The sequence below is a fragment of the Massilia polaris genome (genome assembly GCF_012927275.1).
GTDB classification, from domain to species: Bacteria; Pseudomonadota; Gammaproteobacteria; order Burkholderiales; family Burkholderiaceae_D; genus Telluria_A; species Telluria_A polaris.
The window spans coordinates 185,231-203,036 of the sequence record NZ_JABBGG010000003.1; the positions used below are offsets into that span (position 1 = coordinate 185,231).

At 61.0% G+C, this 17,806-nt stretch carries 12 protein-coding genes and 1 tRNA gene; 5 read left to right on the top strand and 8 right to left on the bottom strand.

From position 1 onward, the window contains the following. Nucleotides 1-23: 23 nt before the first annotated feature. Nucleotides 24-2,234: a penicillin acylase family protein gene (locus HHL21_RS07145; RefSeq protein WP_169464575.1), complete on the bottom strand. Its 2,211-nt coding sequence runs from the start codon at nt 2,232-2,234 to the stop codon at nt 24-26. A gap of 37 nt (nt 2,235-2,271) precedes the next feature. Next, nucleotides 2,272-3,075, bottom strand: a complete 804-nt coding sequence (locus HHL21_RS07150; RefSeq protein WP_169464576.1) for a hypothetical protein — start codon at nt 3,073-3,075, stop codon at nt 2,272-2,274. Nucleotides 3,076-3,207: 132 nt separating this feature from the next. Between HHL21_RS07150 and HHL21_RS07155 the strand changes: the two genes are divergently transcribed. After that, nucleotides 3,208-3,294: transfer RNA gene (locus tag HHL21_RS07155), tRNA-Leu, on the top strand. A 212-nt stretch (nt 3,295-3,506) separates the two neighbouring features. Here the strand turns inward: HHL21_RS07155 and HHL21_RS07160 are convergent. From HHL21_RS07160 to HHL21_RS07170, 3 genes are read right to left on the bottom strand one after another with little or no spacing between them, the layout of a single operon-like run. Then, entirely contained in the window at nt 3,507-6,479 is a 2,973-nt protein-coding gene (locus HHL21_RS07160) for a hypothetical protein (RefSeq protein ID WP_169464577.1), read from the bottom strand. Continuing rightward, nucleotides 6,476-8,257, bottom strand: coding sequence for a trypsin-like peptidase domain-containing protein (locus HHL21_RS07165; RefSeq protein ID WP_169464578.1), 1,782 nt, complete (start codon nt 8,255-8,257; stop codon nt 6,476-6,478). The genes HHL21_RS07160 and HHL21_RS07165 overlap by 4 nt, the downstream gene beginning before the upstream one ends. Then, entirely contained in the window at nt 8,254-9,453 is a 1,200-nt protein-coding gene (locus HHL21_RS07170; RefSeq protein WP_169464579.1) for a trypsin-like serine peptidase, read from the bottom strand. Before HHL21_RS07170 ends, HHL21_RS07165 begins: the two co-directional genes overlap by 4 nt. 319 nt (nt 9,454-9,772) lie before the next feature. Here HHL21_RS07170 and HHL21_RS07175 point away from each other — a divergent pair, with 319 nt between their 5' ends. Then, nucleotides 9,773-11,344 (top strand): sensor domain-containing diguanylate cyclase, encoded by a 1,572-nt coding sequence (locus HHL21_RS07175; RefSeq protein ID WP_169464580.1) that lies wholly within the window; start codon nt 9,773-9,775, stop codon nt 11,342-11,344. A gap of 47 nt (nt 11,345-11,391) precedes the next feature. Then, nucleotides 11,392-12,429, top strand: a complete 1,038-nt coding sequence (locus tag HHL21_RS07180; protein ID WP_169464581.1) for an Ldh family oxidoreductase — start codon at nt 11,392-11,394, stop codon at nt 12,427-12,429. On the opposite strand, the gene HHL21_RS07185 is transcribed toward HHL21_RS07180, so the two are convergent. After that, nucleotides 12,426-14,063, bottom strand: coding sequence for a methyl-accepting chemotaxis protein (locus HHL21_RS07185; RefSeq protein WP_169464582.1), 1,638 nt, complete (start codon nt 14,061-14,063; stop codon nt 12,426-12,428). The two genes, HHL21_RS07180 and HHL21_RS07185, sit on opposite strands and share 4 nt — an antisense overlap. Nucleotides 14,064-14,365: 302 nt before the next feature. Further along, entirely contained in the window at nt 14,366-15,682 is a 1,317-nt protein-coding gene (locus tag HHL21_RS07190) for a DUF1565 domain-containing protein (RefSeq protein WP_229496162.1), read from the bottom strand. Nucleotides 15,683-15,886: 204 nt separating this feature from the next. Between HHL21_RS07190 and HHL21_RS07195 the strand changes: the two genes are divergently transcribed. Continuing rightward, a complete protein-coding gene (locus tag HHL21_RS07195; RefSeq protein ID WP_169464584.1) occupies nt 15,887-16,258 on the top strand; it encodes an Lcl C-terminal domain-containing protein in 372 nt (123 codons plus the stop codon). 21 nt (nt 16,259-16,279) lie between these two features. Here HHL21_RS07195 and HHL21_RS07200 read toward each other — a convergent pair whose 3' ends face one another. Continuing rightward, nucleotides 16,280-17,449, bottom strand: a complete 1,170-nt coding sequence (locus HHL21_RS07200) for a PQQ-dependent sugar dehydrogenase (protein ID WP_169464585.1) — start codon at nt 17,447-17,449, stop codon at nt 16,280-16,282. A gap of 162 nt (nt 17,450-17,611) precedes the next feature. On the opposite strand from HHL21_RS07200, the gene HHL21_RS07205 reads away from it, so the two are divergent. Continuing rightward, nucleotides 17,612-17,803, top strand: a complete 192-nt coding sequence (locus HHL21_RS07205) for a Thivi_2564 family membrane protein (protein WP_169464586.1) — start codon at nt 17,612-17,614, stop codon at nt 17,801-17,803. The last annotated feature ends 3 nt before the right edge of the window (nt 17,804-17,806 follow it).

The following is a 17,806-nucleotide window of genomic DNA, read 5'->3' on the forward strand; positions in this document are numbered from 1 at the left end:
GGGCGGATTATATCAAGCGCGGACTACTGCCCCGGGTGGTATTTGCGTTCGAGGTTCTTTTCGATGTCCTCTTTATAGAACAGCACGTCCTTGAACTGGCCTCTGCTATACATCTCGGCCTGGTCGGCGAAGTGCTTCGATGCCGGATCGCTGCTCTGGCCGCCTGCCAGGATGCTCCTGGCGCGGATGCGCGGCCCGAATTCAACCGCTGCCACGAAGCTGTTGCCACGGTCGCCGTAGATGCGTTTCGTGGTTTGCGGCGCGACCATGCCGAACGACGCCAGCGAACCCCACACCGCCGACGGGAACGCGACCGGGTAGCTTGGCTTCGCGTCGTCGTACTGCTGGCTGATGTCGCCGCTGACGCGCTGGAAGCGGTTGATTTCGCCCCACGGCGTCTGCCAGCTGCCGAAGTCCGCCTCCAGTTTGGCCGACGCGCGTGCCAGCCCCTCCAGCCGCTCCTGCGCGGTGCCGTGGGCCGTAATGTAATCGAGGACCGGGATGCCCTGCGCGCGCGCCATCGGCCCGTTACGCTTGACCAGGTCCTGCGCCCAGTAGATCGCCAGCGAGGTCGGAACCGATTCCACCGAATAGCGCAGGTCCCAGCCGCGCAAGGCCGCAACCTGCGCGGCCAGCTGCGCCTTGAGCGGATTGCCGGCATCGGCATCGTCCCAGGCCTTGACCAGTTGCGGCAGCAGCGGCTCGAAGCCGGTCAGGTAGTTATCGTAGGCGGACGAGATCAGGCTCTCGAGCGTGAAGTCCTTTTTGTTTTCGAGGACGCGCAGCGCATGCAGGCCGCGCGCATTCTCGGGCAGGGACCACATGTACTTCGGATAGGCCGATTCTTTCGGGCTGGCATAGCCGGCCGAACGGAATGGCCAGTTGTTGGTGTTCTGGATCCAGCCGTTGGCGGGATTGAACAGCGTGATGGTTTCCCTGATCGCGTGCAGGCCCTTCCACTCGGTGGCGGCAAGGCTGCCGTCGACTGGCTTGCTCCAGTCGAAGCGCGGATCGCGCTTCGGCAGGAAGTTACCATGGAAGTAAGCGATGTTCCCGTCCGCGTCGGCGTAGACCGTGTTGTTCGACGAGTTGGTGCGCAGCTCCATCGACTTGTAGAAGTCCTTGTAGCTCCGGGCCTTGGTGCGCGTGTACGACTGGGTGAGCGCCTTGAGCGGCTCGTCCATCATCTTCACCGCGACCCACTTGCCGTCAAGCTCGCGCACGACCGGACCGTGATGGGTAAAATACGCCGTGACGGTTTTGCTGGCCATGCCGGACGCCGTCTTGTACGGCAGCGCGATCGGCACTTCTCTTACCCTCAGCTCCTTGCCGTCGTACTTATAGAAGTACTTCCCGTCCTTCTGGACCACGGTTTCGAGGTATTCGTCGATGACGTCGCCGCCGCCGGAGGTATGCATCCACCCCGCCCGTTCGTTGAAGCCCTGGTAAACAAAGAACTGGCCCCACGTGACCGCGCCGTATGCGTTCAGGCCTTCTTCGCTGACGACATGGACTTCGGGACGGAAGTAAAACGAGGTGTGCGGATTAATCAGCAGCAGCGCCTTGCCGGACGCGCTCAGCTTCGGCGCGATCGCAAAGCCATTGGAGCCGCGCGGTTCCTCGTCGAAGCCTTTGCCGGCCACCTGCACCGGCTTGGGCAGCTTGCCGTACAGTTGTTCCAGCTGCTTCAGGTCGATCTCTTCGATGTCGCCGCCGATGCTGCCTTCGCTGAACGACAGCGCCATCCACGGCTCGAACCGGGTGATCAGCTTCGGCTTTAGTTCGGCATGCGTATGCAGGTAGTAGTTCAGGCCATCGGCCCATGCGTCCATCAGCTTCTTCAGCCATGCCGGGCTGGCCGCGTACTTCGCCTTCATGTCGGCGGGGTCGATGTACAGCTTCATGCGCAGGTCGCGCCAGACCTGCGCTTCGCCCTCGACCTCGGCCAGGCGTCCCATCGCATTGATGAAATTGAGCTCGACCCGGTTGAAGTCGTCCTCGGCCTGCGCGTACATCAGGCCAAATACCGCGTCGGCGTCGGTCTTGCCGAATACGTGGGGAATGCCCCACTTGTCGCGCATGATGGTGACGCGCTGCGCCAGCTTGTTCCAGCGCGCGACATCCGCTTCGCTGCTGGCCTTGACGACCATCGACGCATCGTAAGGCGCGGCAATCGCCGGCTGGAGGGCGGCGCACGCGAACAAGGCGGTGAAGAGGAAGCGTTTGCTGGACATCGGGCGGTCTCCTGTTTTTCGTTTTTTGTTGTGCTGCTTAGCCCTGCGAACCGAGTTGTTCGCGCAGCGCCCTGTTCTCGGCGCTCAGTTCATCGACTCGCGCGCGCAGCACGGCGACCTGGGCGCGCAGCTGGGTTTCGGCGTCGGCAGGTTCGCCAGCGTCAGCGTCGCCATCCTCCTTCGGCTCCCTGCGCGGGCGAGTGGCGGCCTTCTGCTCGCGCACCTGGCGCGCTGCCTGCTGGAGTTCCTTGCGGCCGCCCGCGACCGCGGCAACCTGCATCGCTTCCGGAAGCTGGGCGACGTTGGCGGCCGCGTTGATGGAGATGGTGCCGGCGCGGACCGCCTCCACCAGTTCCGGCGTCGCAGCCTTCTGGATGCGTTCGATCTGGCTGATGGTATTACTCGACACGCGCGCCGCCTTGGCGATGTCTTCGCGCGTGTTCCATGGCGGCGCTTCCGGCACCTTCGCTGCTTCGCCCTCGTCCGCCGCAGCGGGCTGCCCGGCGCGCTGCATCATCCGGGTCGACACGATGTTCTTCTTGCGCAGGGCGAGCACGCCGCGCTGGTAGTCCGATACGCTGCGCCGCGCCAGGTGGTTATCGATCATCCACAGCATGACGTCTTCGAGCGAAGCGAAGGTGGTGTTCTGTACGGTCTTGAATTCGATGCCGTGGCGCTGGCAGATCTCGTAGCGGTTATGGCCGTCGATGAGGGTGTCGCCCCACAGCACCAGCGCGTCGCGGCAGCCTTCAGCCAGCAGGCTGCGTTCGAGCGCAGCGTATTCGATGGCGGCGAGCGGGTCGACAAAGGAACGCAGTTCCTCGTTGATCTTAATGTTCAATGCTTATCCTTGATGGTTCGGGCACGCGAACCCGCACGCGTGCGCCACGCATCGTACACCATCTTGCGTTAGGGCTAAAGTGGCGGAAAGTGCCCTGCACTCGTTGCCTGATGTGCTAGAATCTTGGCCGCTGCCCGGATGGTGAAACTGGTAGACACCCGAGACTTAAAATCTCGTGCTCGTAAGGGCGTGCCGGTTCGATTCCGGCTCCGGGCACCAGCAGCTTGTGACATTAATACCACCCCCATTCCTGCGGATCTCCTAATCTCTTGAGGCCGTAAGGACCCGGTCGCCCCTACTTCGTCCCGGAGTGATTTTTTGTCCTCTTCAGGCGCTAGGGACTCGACTCAACTCATCTCCAGAATCAGCGTGAATCGCACTTTGCTCCTTGATAAAGGGGGAACGGGCCATCGTTACTTTCTTTCAGAAGGTCAAACGGGAGGCGAAAGGCGGCGTTCTAGGCGTCGCCACGCCTGCAATGCGCGCCGTAGAGGCCGCGTGTCTTCCGTATGCCGCATACCGAAACGTAACAAGGCAGGCACGCGGCCCATCCGGTCAGAAACTTCTAGCAAGACGCTAATGCCCCGACCAAGGTCGATGTCCAATTGTGTCTTAAAAACCGGCCCGGCGACGTCCCTGGGCCAGAATGCATCCGCCGCCGCTTCCGCCGTGGCGAATTCCAAGAGTACATCCGAAGGAACCTCTCGTAATGCCTGCCGACACACCGGGTATAGCTCGGGAAGCATGAATCCACCAAGCTTACGGATAGCAGAAGCGTTTCCGGCAAAGCTAAGCGGCCGAGCGTTTAGCATTAGGGACGCAATTACTTCCAACGATGGCCCCGCCGACACAAGGTAGTGAATCTCATCGGCCCATGTACGCATTTGGTCATTTATTCCGGCCGGGTTGCTTAGATCATGGAGTGCGGCTTCAAACTCTTGAGAGAGAAACCGGAAAACACTCGGGTGGACACGCAGTTCGGCTGCAGCCGCCTGGCGCGCGCCCGGCGCTAAAGGACGTAAGAGCCAAAGCCGAACCTCGTCAATAGAACTTAGCGTTTCCGCGCGATCCCAAACTGCAGTGAAATTCTGCTGCCCCCCGCGCCGGAAAAGGCCTGCCGCCGCCTCGAACGCTTCGACCGCACTTATACGATAGCGCCGATCCAAGACAAAGGGCGCCCTCCCTAGACGTTCGGCCTCGCTCGTGAGAAGTCGCTGCGTGGGCAATATCTCGCCGTCAATTGTGCTTGTATCAAACAAGAATGCCAAGCACACCTTCCATAAGTTAGATTCGACGAGAGAGCTCGCTTCACCTTCCAAGCCGATAGAATTGGTCAAATGCTCGGTTAGGAAAGTGTGCGCATGTGTGGTGATCCCGCGCCAGTCCCCTTGAGCGAATAAATATTCAATGTCGGCACCGCTCAGCCCGATTCGCTCATGAATTGACGAAGTAAGTGCGACGGCGGATTCCGCCGCGACTTTGTACATCCGGGAACGGTGTCGCTCTTGTTCGAGTTCGCGCTCCCGCGGCCCCAACGTATCTAATTCCTCATCAGTGAGATCCACCCTGGCCTGTTGGCGCAACCGGGCTGAACGTGCGGTAGGTAGGCACTCAATGTCCGCGCCGAGGGATCGAACCAGAGCAATTGCCTTGGTATATTCAAGTTCCGGGTCGCGGACGAACAGAAGATGGTAATTGGCCTCGAGTTGCGCGCTCTCGCTATCGAGCTCCAAGGCTTTCCCGCTGGAATAATAATCAACCGCGGCCCAGTGCACAGCCGCCAGTTGGTGGCAGCGGTCGCTGTCGTACATCAACCGAAGCATAAGACGGCGCAAGTCCTTGCGATGGAAGAGCACGTCTGGTGAACTGCTGGGCTCAACCAACCATACCTGCCGGGCCAGTTCGTTGAACAACCCTCGCGACCGCTCCTCACCAAGCGGTCCCAACCCAAGGGGCCTTGCAAGAACCTCACGAATAATACTCGGGGTGATTCGGCGAAGAACCAATCCGGGATGGGCTAAGTCAGCAACAATCGGATCGGTTGTTCGGAGTCGCTTTAGGATCCTATCATAAAGGAAACTCTGTGCAGCGTTGCGACCTAAGCGATCTACAGCGAGATGCTGCTCGCCGTCCCGCACAAGGCGTCCGAGAAGCCTTAGCATTAGGGGATTACCCCCATGGCGCTCGACCAAGCCCCGAGCTTGCCCCACCGAAAGTTGATCGTCAGCCTGCATACGAAGAAATTTAGCTGCTGAGCGTGACGGGAGGTCACCTACGTCAATCGTTCGAGGCTCAGATCCTGCCACTTGGCTAAATAGGTCAAGTGGGAGTGTCCTTCCACTCACGACTATCGAAAGTTGTGCGAAACCATACTCGTAAACCAGAGACTTGATCCACTGCTCGACTAAAACAAGTTCAGCGTCACCCCGTATCAGCACCTCCTCAAACGTGTCAAGAACCAGCACCGTCGGCAGCTCGCCAAGGCCGAACTCGGCACAGAATTTTTCCCATGCAGAGCGGACAATACTCGTCATAGTAGCCAACTCGCGATATGAGTTGGAACTGGATTGTCCCGCGCCTAGGAAACGTTCAAGCTCGCGCGCGAACTGGCGCAACGGTCGCGCGTGTTCGGGGTAATGCATGGCCAATTGTCGTGCAAAGGCGATCATTAGCCGGTCTGCCCGTGGTATCGCAAGACTCGGCGAATCAAAATCCAGACACACTGTTGGACGATCGAACCGCTCGCTGTGGCGTAACACTAGCTCGGCCAGTAGCGCGGACTTGCCGCTCCCTCCAACGCCGGTAACTAGGACGACATTCGCGCGGGGCCTTGATTCGCCAAAACTGCCGACGGCTGACGGGTCAGCCGTGACCCATTGCATTAACTTTCGCAACAATGTCCCGCGTCCCACCAATCCTGTAGGAAGGGCAACACGCAGCGCGCGTTTAGTCTGCGCCCACTCCATTTGGCTTTCTAACCGATCGCTTACGCCTGTAGGGAGGAAAGCATGCAGAAATTGCGCCGCAGTGCGCAACTTCGTCTGTTCCGCAATTGACAAGGTCTCCACATCGATTTCTTCCCGTCGCAGTAGTCGTAGCATCCAAAGGCCGAAACCGTTGACGAACGTTGGCGCAATACCTGCTAACGTCAGTAACGCGTTGCGTGCACTGAGTCGTTGTAAAACGGCGATACGTACGTCCGATTGCAAAGTCCAGCGCATCGCTGACTGAGGTGCCAGTACAGGCTCACAGTGAAGGGAAAACGCTGTCATCAATGTTAGGTCGAAAGAACGGCCATTTCCGAACAGCGTTCGAGGCTCAAATGATTCAGCGAAAACCACTTTCTCCTCGAACGCGGCGAGTTGCTCCTTGTCGGCGTCCGCCACATTGATGCGAGTAATCATTGGGTCGCCTCGAACTGCCGGTCCATCAGCTTCCGATACATCTCGGCCATCCGCCCGCAATCGTCGTTGGGGCCAGCCGCCATCACCGCATCGGCGATCACATTAACTGTTTCTGGCGCTGCGTACCCGCGCCGAGCTACCAGTTCGAGCCTCGCCGTCACGCGGACATCATTCACAGTTACCGACCCGATCTCATCTTGCGCGACGACGGCGTACGGGATATTTCCGGTATCAGCGCCGCCGACAAGCATGAGGCGGAGTTGGGCGTGGTGTGACGCGCGCTGCACAAGATGTTCTATGAACAAAGCAGTTCCCCCGGGTGGAAGCGTGGCAGAATCGAGATCGTCGAGGACGATCCATAAGCGCTTCCCGTCCAGCGCCTGTTCAAGGGCGCGCATGAAGGCGGGTATAAGGTGATCACGAAACCACGCAGGCAGCGCGCTGTCGGCCTCTGTGTACAGCGGCAACTGAGCACTTTGTTCGCCAGACCCACCGGCCAAATGCAACCAATTCTCCGCGAGCTGGCTTACATCGAGGGGCAAGGTTCTTGCCGACGCCAGCACGACAATATCGCCGGAATGCAGCACGCGCTGACGGAGAATCTGGGCGCTGAACGATCTGCCGCTCTTTGACGCGCCTGTTATCACTATCACTCGCAAGTTGCCCGTTAGCGCATCGTGAATCATTTCCTGCAAGCGGCCACGACCGAAGACCGGTTGTCGGTTTGCCTCGACCTGCCAAAGCGGATCCATTCCTTCCGTTATGGCGAGCGGCAGATTGAGGGATGCGATCCGTTGGGTCGGAACCGCAACGTTTGAAACTATGTGACCGTTTTGTTTTATGCAGCCTTGATGCAAGCCTATCGGGCGGTAAGCCTCATCCAGCACGATGCCGCCTGAGGATCCAGGCATAGTATTTGCGTCGTGGGGCAGACGGGTCCGGATGTTTTCAGGCCATAATTCCCCAGCGACGCCGTCGGCACATCTCATCGGATCGGAAGCTGGATGCTGCACAACTACGACTGCTTCGTTCAGTCGGGGCAGTCGACTCTCGGCAATATTGTAATATCCCCGTTCGCGACCCAACGGGCGGGCCAGCCGAAGCGCAGCGAAATCGAGGCAGCTTTCAAAATCGAGTAATCCATCCGTAAGGCCAAAGGGCACCGTGTCATTGGACTCGTCCGCATGCTGCATACTGTAGGCTAGCAACCAGTCCCTCGCGACACGCTCCTCCCTTCCAATTCCCCTTCTTAGATAATCGAATGTTAATGTCAATCGAGACGCGCTATCCGGCGACGGCTTTGCGTGGTCCGGCGGTAGCAACAATGGTCTGATAACGTGGTGAGCTGTCAAGACGACTTGGGGCCCAACTAGAAACCCAGTTCCCCAGGTGACACCGTCATTGCCATCTACTTTGATCAGGCAGACGCGAGATGAGGCACGAGCTAGCCCGGCAGCCGATTCTGCTACGAGTGGCATCCCAGCTGTGGGCTTGAGGATTGCTTGCCCTTCAAAGCGATACGAAGAGTTGGCTTCAGGGGGCGTTAGTGTGCCGTGTTCGACTAGCGCATTGAGAAGTTCTGGGAACCAGCCCTGCTCATAAGCATGGGCGAAGGCATACGCGAACGGGGTCCAATCCGGAGATCCGTCGAAGAGGTAGGGAACCACGATGAACAGATATCCCCCGTGCCGTTGCGCGAGCGGGTCATATATTTCAGCAAAACGCTCCGGTATCTGAACCGATTTCCCTAACCGCGTAAAGTCAGGTGCAACCTTCACCGAACCGTCCACGCCAGCTTATCAGTCGAAAGGAAAGTGTTGGTGTTTCGCAGGCGTGCCAATCCGTGTGCATAGTTAGTGCGCAGCCACGCGCCACCAAAATGCAAGCCGACGGCTTGCCCATCAAACGACAAGACACACGACCCGGACGAGCCGCCGAGTGTGGTCGCATCGTGTTCAAATGCCCAGCCCCCGTCCGTCCACTTCTGCCACCCGGGCGCTCCCGGGGCAACCGTTCGCACGCCGTATTCGTCGAATAATTCACCCAGACGCGCTACCACCGCCGCATCGATACTACCGTCCACCCCTGTTGGTAAATTGCCCGGACGAGCCGGATAACCGATCACGACCAATTCGCCCAGCGCACCGAGCAGATTTTCGTGCGGGCTTAACGGCACCGGCAGTGGAAGCGTTGTTCCTGCTTCGTTGATCGACTCCACCTGCAGTAGGGCTGCATCGAGGGCGGTTAATCCGTTCTGTCCACGATTGCCGATAACGTGTGGTCCTGCCGCCACTATCCGTAATATGCGGAAGCGCGACGCAATATTAATCCCGTTCGGCGCATCTGCGAAATCGATAGTCACTTCCGCGTCCAGATGCCACTCATTCGTACCGGCGATTGGTTCGGCGAACGCCTGAATCACGTGGCGATTTGTTAGGATTAGCCCGGCCCCTGCAACAAAACCGGTCCCAACATGGCGGCCATGGGAATCAACTCGCCCTACAGCGGCAATTCGCTGAGCGAGGTCGCCCGGTGGTCTCTGTAGCAGATAAAACCTATCGCGCCATTCACTAGCGCGCGGGTCATTCAAATTAATATCTCCGTTGACGGTCTTTAGCACCGGTCGGCCAGTCAAAAGGATAAGCGCTTCTAGGCCAAATTTTCCGTCTTCAGTAAGCGGGCTATCGCCTGCAAGCTCTACTAACGCTTGCTTCCCGGCAGTCATCACTTGACGCGCAGCGTCGTTTGCTTGCGCCGGAAGAATAGCCTCGAGCCGACGCAATTGCTGTCCCAACCCATCCCCGCGCAAATAATTTCTCACGGTTTCCTGGGAAAAGTTGTCACCGGCGGACTCCAACTTCGTTCCTGATGCTGCTACAGCAAGACGAAGGCGCTCTCGACACCATACTGCATCGCGGCCCGGCTCAGCAGAAATGTTTCCGCAGCTAGCAGTCTTCACACTCGTGTCGTTCATATTCGTTCGTAGCTTGATTGATTGATTCACAGCATTATGCATTAATGACTGGTAGAAAATTATCACAATTTGTCACACATGGAGATTGTCCGAAAATGCGCCAAACCCGACACCGGACGGGAAAAAGTCATTCTGTGAGGAAGCAAAGATATCAGCAGTTGTGGCGTGCCGTAGTTCAATTTTGTTTGCATCCGCAAATAACTTTCAACAAAGAGTGTGGTTTTTGGCCGAGTATCACTCGGCAATCACATTGCTGTGTGGACATACCTGGACGGGAAAGCTATCCTGATCCCGAATTCCGCATGCTACCGTTGCAAACATGTACTCGACTCCCGATCCGCACAGCATCACCCGCCTGAACGCGCGCAAGCGTCCCGCCGCCGCGCTCGCTGCGGGAGTGCTGGCGCTCGCGCTGCTCCTGCTGGTGGCGGCGCAGCTGCATCACGCGTGGTCGTCGTATGAGGCACGGCTGGCCGAGACCCGATCCGCCACCTCGAACATGGCGCGGGCGCTGGCGGCCCAGGGGGAAGGTTCGATCCGCATCGTGGACACGGTGCTCGCCAGCGTGGTCGAACGCATCGAAAACGACCCGGGCGGCGCCACTTCCGCACGGCTGCGCGGGTACCTGATGGACACGGTCCGGACGGTGCCCGAACTGCACGGCCTGTTCGTCTACGGCCCCGATGGCAGCTGGATTGTCAGCTCCCTGGCGACTCCGATACAAGGCAACAATTCCGACCGCGAGTATTTCCAGCACCACTTGAAAAATACCGACGGCCGCGTCCACATCGGCGCCCCGGTCAAAAGCAAGTCCACCGGCGTCTGGATCCTGCCGGTCTCGCGCCGGCTGGAAAATGCCGACGGCTCGTTCGCCGGCGTTGTGCTGGGAACGATGCGCGTCGACTTCTTTGCCGAGTTGTATGACAGCTTCGACGTCGGCCAGTCCGGCGTGATTTTCCTCACGCTCGACGACGGCACGCTGGTCTATCGGCGCCCTTTCAACGCCACACTGCCTGGAACCAAGCTTAACGGCCCTGTATTCAAGCTGTACCGCGAAAATGGTCCGGTTGGCAGCGCCATGCTGCGCTCGAAAATCGACCAGGTCGAACGCCTCTACAGCTACCGCCATTTGGATACCTTCCCGCTGATCGTCGGCAGCGCCCAGTCGAAAGACGAGATCCTGGCCGAGTGGTACCGCTCGACGGGCGCGCTGGCGGTGGGTTCGCTGGCGGCGATCCTGTTCATTGGGTGGCTGGGAAAACGCCTGGTTGGCCAGATCGTCCTTCGCGACAGGCTCGAGCACGAGCTGTCGCTCGCCGGCACCACGCTCGAAGCGAAAAACGCCGAGCTGCGCACCCTCGCCAGCGTCGACAGCCTGACCGGGCTGGCCAACCGCCGCACCCTGGACGCGGTGCTGGCCCGAGAGCTGAGCCGGGCGCGCCGGTCGGGCGCGCCGCTGTCGCTGATCATCGTGGATGTCGATTACTTCAAGAAATTCAACGACCGCTACGGCCACGTGGCGGGCGACGAATGCCTGAGGATGGTCGGCTCGCTCCTGCTGGCCTCGCTCGGGCGCCCGGCTGACGTGGCCGCGCGTTACGGCGGCGAAGAGTTCGCCGTGCTGCTGCCCGACACCCGGAAAGATGGCGCAATCAAGATCGCCGAACGGATGCGCGCGGGCCTTGTCGAACTGGGCATCGACCATGCCGATAATCCGCAGGGCGTGGTCACCCTTAGCGGCGGCGTTTATACTTTCGATGCCGCCAGGGATGCCAGCCTCACTCGTGAAGGCCTGATAGCCCGGGCAGATCAACGCCTGTACGCGGCCAAACAAGGCGGCCGCAACCGTATTGCGACCGACCTCACGTTTCCAGCTGAAGGGCCCGCCTGAGCCACCGGCGCCAGATAAACTACCGCAACCAGGTCAAGGATACTGTCATGCAAACACCACAGCGCGAGCGTGCCCTGGTACCGTTCGCTGAACTGCACGGCCTGTTGGCCAGCATCTTCGAGCGTCACGGCGCGTCGCCCGAGGTCGCGGCTATCCTTGCCGACAACTGCGCCAGCGTGCAGCGCGACGGCGCCGAATCGCACGGCACCTTTCGCATCCCGGGCTACCTCGCCACGCTGGCCAGCGGCTGGGTCGACGCCAAGGCGGTCCCGGTCGTGACCGACGCCGCGCCCGGCTACGTCAGCGTCGACGCGATGAACGGCTTTGCCCAGCCCGCACTTGCCGCCGCGCGGGCGCTGGTCACGGCCAAGGCCCGCGCCAACGGCATTGCCCTGCTGGCGATCCACAATTCACATCACTTTTCGGCGCTGTGGCCGGATGTCGAGCCGTTCGCCCGTGACGGCCTGGTAGCACTGGCTTTCGTCAACAGCATGGCGTGCGTCGTTCCCCACGGCGGCCAGCACGCTTTGTTCGGCACCAACCCGATCGCTTTCGCGGCCCCGCGCGCCGGCGCCGATCCGCTCGTGTTCGACCTGGCCACCAGCGCGATGGCCCACGGCGATGTGCAGATCGCCGCCCGCGAGGGTCAGTCCTTGCCCGAGGGTGTAGGCGTGGACCGCGCAGGCAAGCCAACCCGCACGCCGGCGGCAGTGCTGGACGGCGGCGCGCTTTGTCCATTCGGCGGACACAAGGGCTCGGCGTTGTCGATGATGGTTGAAATCCTGGCCGCGGCTCTGACTGGCGGCAATTTCTCGTTCGAATTCAACTGGTCCGGCCACCCGGGCGCGCAGACGCCGCGCACCGGCCAGCTCTTGATCGTCATCGATCCGGCACGGCAGGCGGGGAATGGTTTTGCGGCGCGCATCGAGACGCTGGTGCGCGAGATGAGGGCTGCGGGCCAGGAACGCCAGCCGGGCGAACGGCGCTATCTCCAGCGCGCCGCGTCGGAGCGCGATGGCGTGCCGATCGCGGCGACGGAGCTGGAAGGATTGCGCCGGCTGGCGGCGCCGGCCGGCACAGCCTAGGTCCGGACGGCGCCAAGCAGCGGGGCACGCACCGTTTTTGCCGGGCGAGCGCCAAGGTGCTGCTGCCCGGAGGTCTTGAACACACTCACCGCATGCGCGAGTTCAGCGGCCTGCCGGCGCAAGGATTCGGCCGCTGCGGCCGCCTCCTCCACCAGCGCCGCGTTCTGCTGGGTGGCGCCATCCATCTGCGAGATCGCCTCGTTGACCTGGCCGATGCCGGCATTTTGCTCGGCGCTGACCATGGCGATATCGGAAATCATCGCCGTGACGCGCTGGACGCTCGCCACCACTTCTTCCATCGTGCTGCCTGCATCGCCGACCAGCTTGCTGCCCGTCGCCACCTTCGCAACCGAATCGCCGATCAGTTCCTTGATCTCCTTCGCCGCCGCGGCCGAGCGCTGCGCCAGGTTGCGCACTTCGCCCGCGACCACGGCAAAACCGCGCCCCTGTTCACCGGCGCGCGCGGCTTCCACTGCCGCGTTCAGCGCGAGGATGTTGGTCTGGAAGGCGATGCCGTCGATCACCGAGATGATGTCCACAATCCGGCGCGACGATTCGTTGATCGATCCCATCGTCTCAACCACCTGTGCGACCGCCGCCCCGCCGCGCACCGCGACTGCGGAGGCGGTCGCCGCCAGCTTGCTGGCCTCGTCGGCGCTGTTGCCGTTCTGCCTGACGGCGCTGGTCAGTTCTTCCATCGCCGAGGCGGTTTCCTCCAGCGAGCCCGCCTGTTCCTCGGTGCGGGCCGACAGATCGAAGTTGCCATTCGCGATCTCGGTCGACGCGTGGGCAATCGCATCGGTGCCGGAGCGGACCTGGACCACCAGCGCCGACAAGTTGTGCTGCATATCCTTAAGTGCCTGCAGCAAGATGCCCACTTCATCGGTACTGGCGACCGAAATGTGTTGCGACAGGTCGCCCGACGCCACCGTGCGTGCGATCGATACGGCCTCGCCCAGCGGACGGGTGATGCTGCGACCGAGCCAGACCATGAAGACGGTGCCGGAGAACAGCGCCGCAGCCATCGCGAGGACCAGCCAGCGCAGCGAGGTGTTTTGCACGGTTTCCTGCTCCGCCTGCATCGCGGCGGTCATGGCGACCGACTGGGCGCGGATGAAGGCGACGATTTCATCGATTTTTTTGGTTGGCTCGCGATCCGAGCCCTTGACCAGCGCATCGACGACCTTGTGCGCGTCCGGATTGGCGGCATCGTATTTTTCCAGCGCACCCATGTAGTTCTTATCGAGCTTGTCATGAGCGGCAATTGCCTCGGCCATCAAGGGCGTTTGCAATCCGAGCGTGCCCAGCAGCGTCGCAGTGTTCTCCAGCTGGGTGCGGGTTGCTTTCGATTGCTTTTGGAAAGCGTCGCGGTATTTGGCAAACTGGTCCGGATCGCCGCCGCGCAGCAGGATGTTCTTCCACTCCTGTACCTGAATCTTGAAATCCACTTGTGCGGCGCGGGCCGTGTCGACGGCATCGCCAAGCAGCACGACCCGCTGGACCGTTTCGGCGCCGTGCGCGCCGGAGGTCCGCAGCGCGTTCCAGCCGACTGCGCCAATGACCAGCATCGCGGCGAAAAACATAGTTCCGAGCAAGTAAATACGAATTGCAATCTTCATGTTGGCCAGTTTCATACCATTTCTCTCATCATCGACAACGCGTTAAAACGACGGCTTGGCCAGTCCTTGGTAGCAATCTAGATGATGCTGCATGGCACAATAAAAGCCAAGCACTGAAGCATTACATGTCGTCGCTGGGATACTGTTTTTTTACGCTGCAATGTCACCCATACAACACCCGGCCGCAATCAAAAGGCGTACGCGCCTCCGCATCCGCGCCATTTCTGCTTGCCGGGATCATCACATCGGGCAGGGCCTGGATCAAAAAAGGCAGCTCCGAAGAGCTGCCTTTCCATTCATCGGATGAAAGCCGATGCTTAGTGCTGGTAGGCGCCGATGTCGAAACCTGTGCTGCTGTTGCGCGGGCGGCCGACGACGTCGGTCGGGTGCGCGTAGGTCGACGTTCCACGGGCAACTGCTGCCGAGCCCGAGGTGATCTTCAGGTTCTGCGTACCTGTGCGGCTGTACGAGGTGAAACCTGGCACGGTTGCCACGGTGCCGGTGTGCTTCAGGCCGTTCTTCAAGGTCCACGGGTAGGTGTTCTGGTACACCAGGTTGTTGCGGTAGGTGTTGCTGGTACCGGTACGCCCCTGCTCCGAGATGCCGTACTTGTTGTCGTACACGATGTTGTTGTACACGTGGACGTTGTTCGCGCCCGCGGTCGTGAAGTAGTAGTCGCCGCCGCCAACGATGATGCCGGTGCCCGACGAGGTCACCGTGTTGTTGGTGATGATGACGTTGTTCGCATCGTGCCACAGGTGGATCGCCGCTTCGGCAACCCGGTATACCACGTTGTTCTTGATCGTTCCCGAAGTGCTCATGTAGATACCCTGGACGAAGTGGCAGGCGGTCGGGCCAATGTCGTGAACGACGTTCGAAACGATGTCTGCCTTGACGCCCTTGTAGTAGCTGTCCGCGCCGATCGCCGAACCGCCGCCGCTGGTGCACGGGATGGTCTTGGCGATGTGGTGGACGTAGTTGTCACGGATCGAATCGTAGGAACCGCCGTTGTAGATACCATAGCGCCACTTGGTGCCGGACTGGATGGCGCTGCCGTTGACTTCGAAGCCGATGATGTCCACATAGCTGCCGCGGTTGTCGAATGCGACGTCGCCGGTCGAGTTAGCAGGCGGCACGATTTTCGCGCCCCACTTGGTGGTCGACACAAAGTAGATACGGCCGCTCGCCGTGCCCGAGATGGTGTTGCGGAAGCCTCCCGAGTAGGTGCCCGGGGCAACGAACACGGTGCTGTTCGGGCGTACCGCCTTGACGGCGCGCGCCAGCGTGCGGAACGGCGCCGCCTTGGTGCCGGCGGCGGCGTCGTTGCCGGTAGGCGAAACGTAATAGTTGTAGCTGGTGACTGGCGTGACGGCCGTGGCCACGGATGGGGCCGGCGCCGGGCTGGCGACGGCCGGCGCATTGCGCACGCCGCGGCGGCTCAGCGGGGTCGAGGCTGGCGCTACTTCAGTTTGGGTTGCGGAGACATCGGCTACCGCGCCACCGTTGTAGCCCTGGATGTCGAATGCGTCCGGCGCTGCGGCGGCGGAAGCGGCGGCAGTCAGCAAGACGGCAGCGCTGCAGCACAGCAAAGCATTGATACGGAGATCCGGGGCGATAGTGGTGAGCTTGATCATCAAAATGGTTCCTACCTTTAAAGAAGACATGAGTAAGCTTTGAGCTGTGGAAACTGCCTTAGTTCAACGTTTTCCAAGATAAATTTCCATGCAGTATCAAAAAGCTAAACACTTTTTCCCGATAGAAAATGAACAGAAAGCTGCAACTAGTCCGGCGCGCCATTGTCTGAGTGCTAGGCCCATTCACTCGCGGAGACCGCACCCATGAGCGACAACAAACACGTCAGAGACACGCTTGGGGAGGGAGAGCACTACGCGGGATTAATTTTGGGAAAGGACGGTGAGCCCGATCACCACCTGGTGTTGATGGGCGGCGAGGTTGCCGAGGCGGGTTGGGCCCCAGCGACGAGTTGGGCCAGGGCGCTGGGGGGAGAATTGCCGACGCGCCGGGAGTTGTCGCTGCTGTTCGCCAACCTGAAGGAACAGTTCGAGCGCGAGTGGTACTGGTCGCGCGAACCGCAGGCCGGCCACCCGCATTTGGTGTGGGGGCAGAATTTCGCGAGTGGGATACAGACGGTGTACGGGCGGGCGTTCAGGGGGCACGCCCGCGCGGTGCGGCGGATGCCGGTGGAATAGCCTGGTCCGCCCGGAACCGGTTTACTTCGCCGGCTCGATCCGCAGCAACTGCCCGTCCGCCGCATCGGTCAGCAGGTACAAATACCCATCCGGCCCCTGCTTCACATCGCGCACGCGCTTGCCGATCTCCAGCCGCTCCTGCTTCGTCACATTGCCGTCCTTGTCGAGCGCAACACGGCGCACATCCTGCGCCGCCAGCCCGCCACTGAACAGGCTGCCGCGCCATTGCGGGAAATGCATGCCGGTGTAATACGCCAGGCCGGACGGCGCCGGCGACGGCACCCACGCGACCTTCGGCCCCGTCATGCCCGGCACCACCTTCACGCCCACAGGCTCCGCAGTGCGGTAGTCGGCGCCGTAGCTTTGCAGCGGCCAGCCGTAGTTGCCGCCGCCTTCAATCAGGTTGAGCTCGTCCCCGCCGCGCGGACCGTGTTCGGTCGCCCACACCCGTCCGCTGGCCGCATCGCGCGCCAGCGCCTGGATATTGCGATGACCGTAGCTCCAGATCTCCGGCAGCGCGCCGTCCCTGGCCGCCAGCGGATTGGCCGCGGCCGGTTTGCCCTGGTCGGTCAGGCGCAGGATCGAGCCCTGGTGGCTGGCCAGGTTCTGGGCCTGATCGCGCGCCAGCATCGAACCGATGCGCTGGGGCGGGTTGCCGCCGTCGCCGATGCTCATCAACAGGCTACCGTCCGGCAGCCACAGCAGGCGCGATCCGAAGTGCTGGCCGCCGCTCTTGTCCGGCTGGACCTGGAAAATCTTCTTGATCGAATGCACGCGCTTGCCGTCGAAGACGCCTTGCACCAGCGTCGTGCGGTTGGCCTCGCTGGTGCCGGTCGACAGCGTCATGTAGACGCGCGGATTGGCCTTGTCGGCCGGGTGCAGCGCGATGTCGAGCAGGCCGCCCTGCCCGCCGGTGAACACTTCCGGCAACCCTTCCATCGGCACGTTGTCGAAGCGCGATCCATTCAGGATGTGCAGCCTGCCCTTCTTGCTGGTCACCAGCAGCTTGCCGTTCGGCAGCCACGCCATGCCCCAGGGCTGGTCCAGCCCGCCGGCAACGGCTACCGCGCGCCATCCTTTCACGGACCGCGGCGCGTCGCTTGGCGCCAGTTGGGCCAGCGCGTTCGCGCTTGCCAGCGCTGCGCATGCGGCAGCAACGCACATCAGGGTCCTGCGGCCAGCTTGGATCATGGCGTCTCCTTGTTCAGTAAAAATGACAATCCCTATCGTACCGGATTGCCGCCCAGATGCTAAGCTGATATGTGCTCTACCGTACAGTCGAGCAGCCCGAGTCGCGCTATTCTGGATTTGTCTTTTTGACATATATCGCTGTAGAACAGAAAAGGAAAAATAATGGATATCATCGTCAACCTCATCGTCTACCTGGTCATCCTCGGACTAATCTGGTGGCTGGTCACCCTGCTGCCGTTGCCGGCGCCTATTGCCGGTATCGTCCGCGTGCTGTTCATCATCCTGCTGATCATGATCGCCCTCGCGGTGTTCGGCATCATTCCGGGTAGCTACCTGCCGCGCCTGAACCTGTAGTCG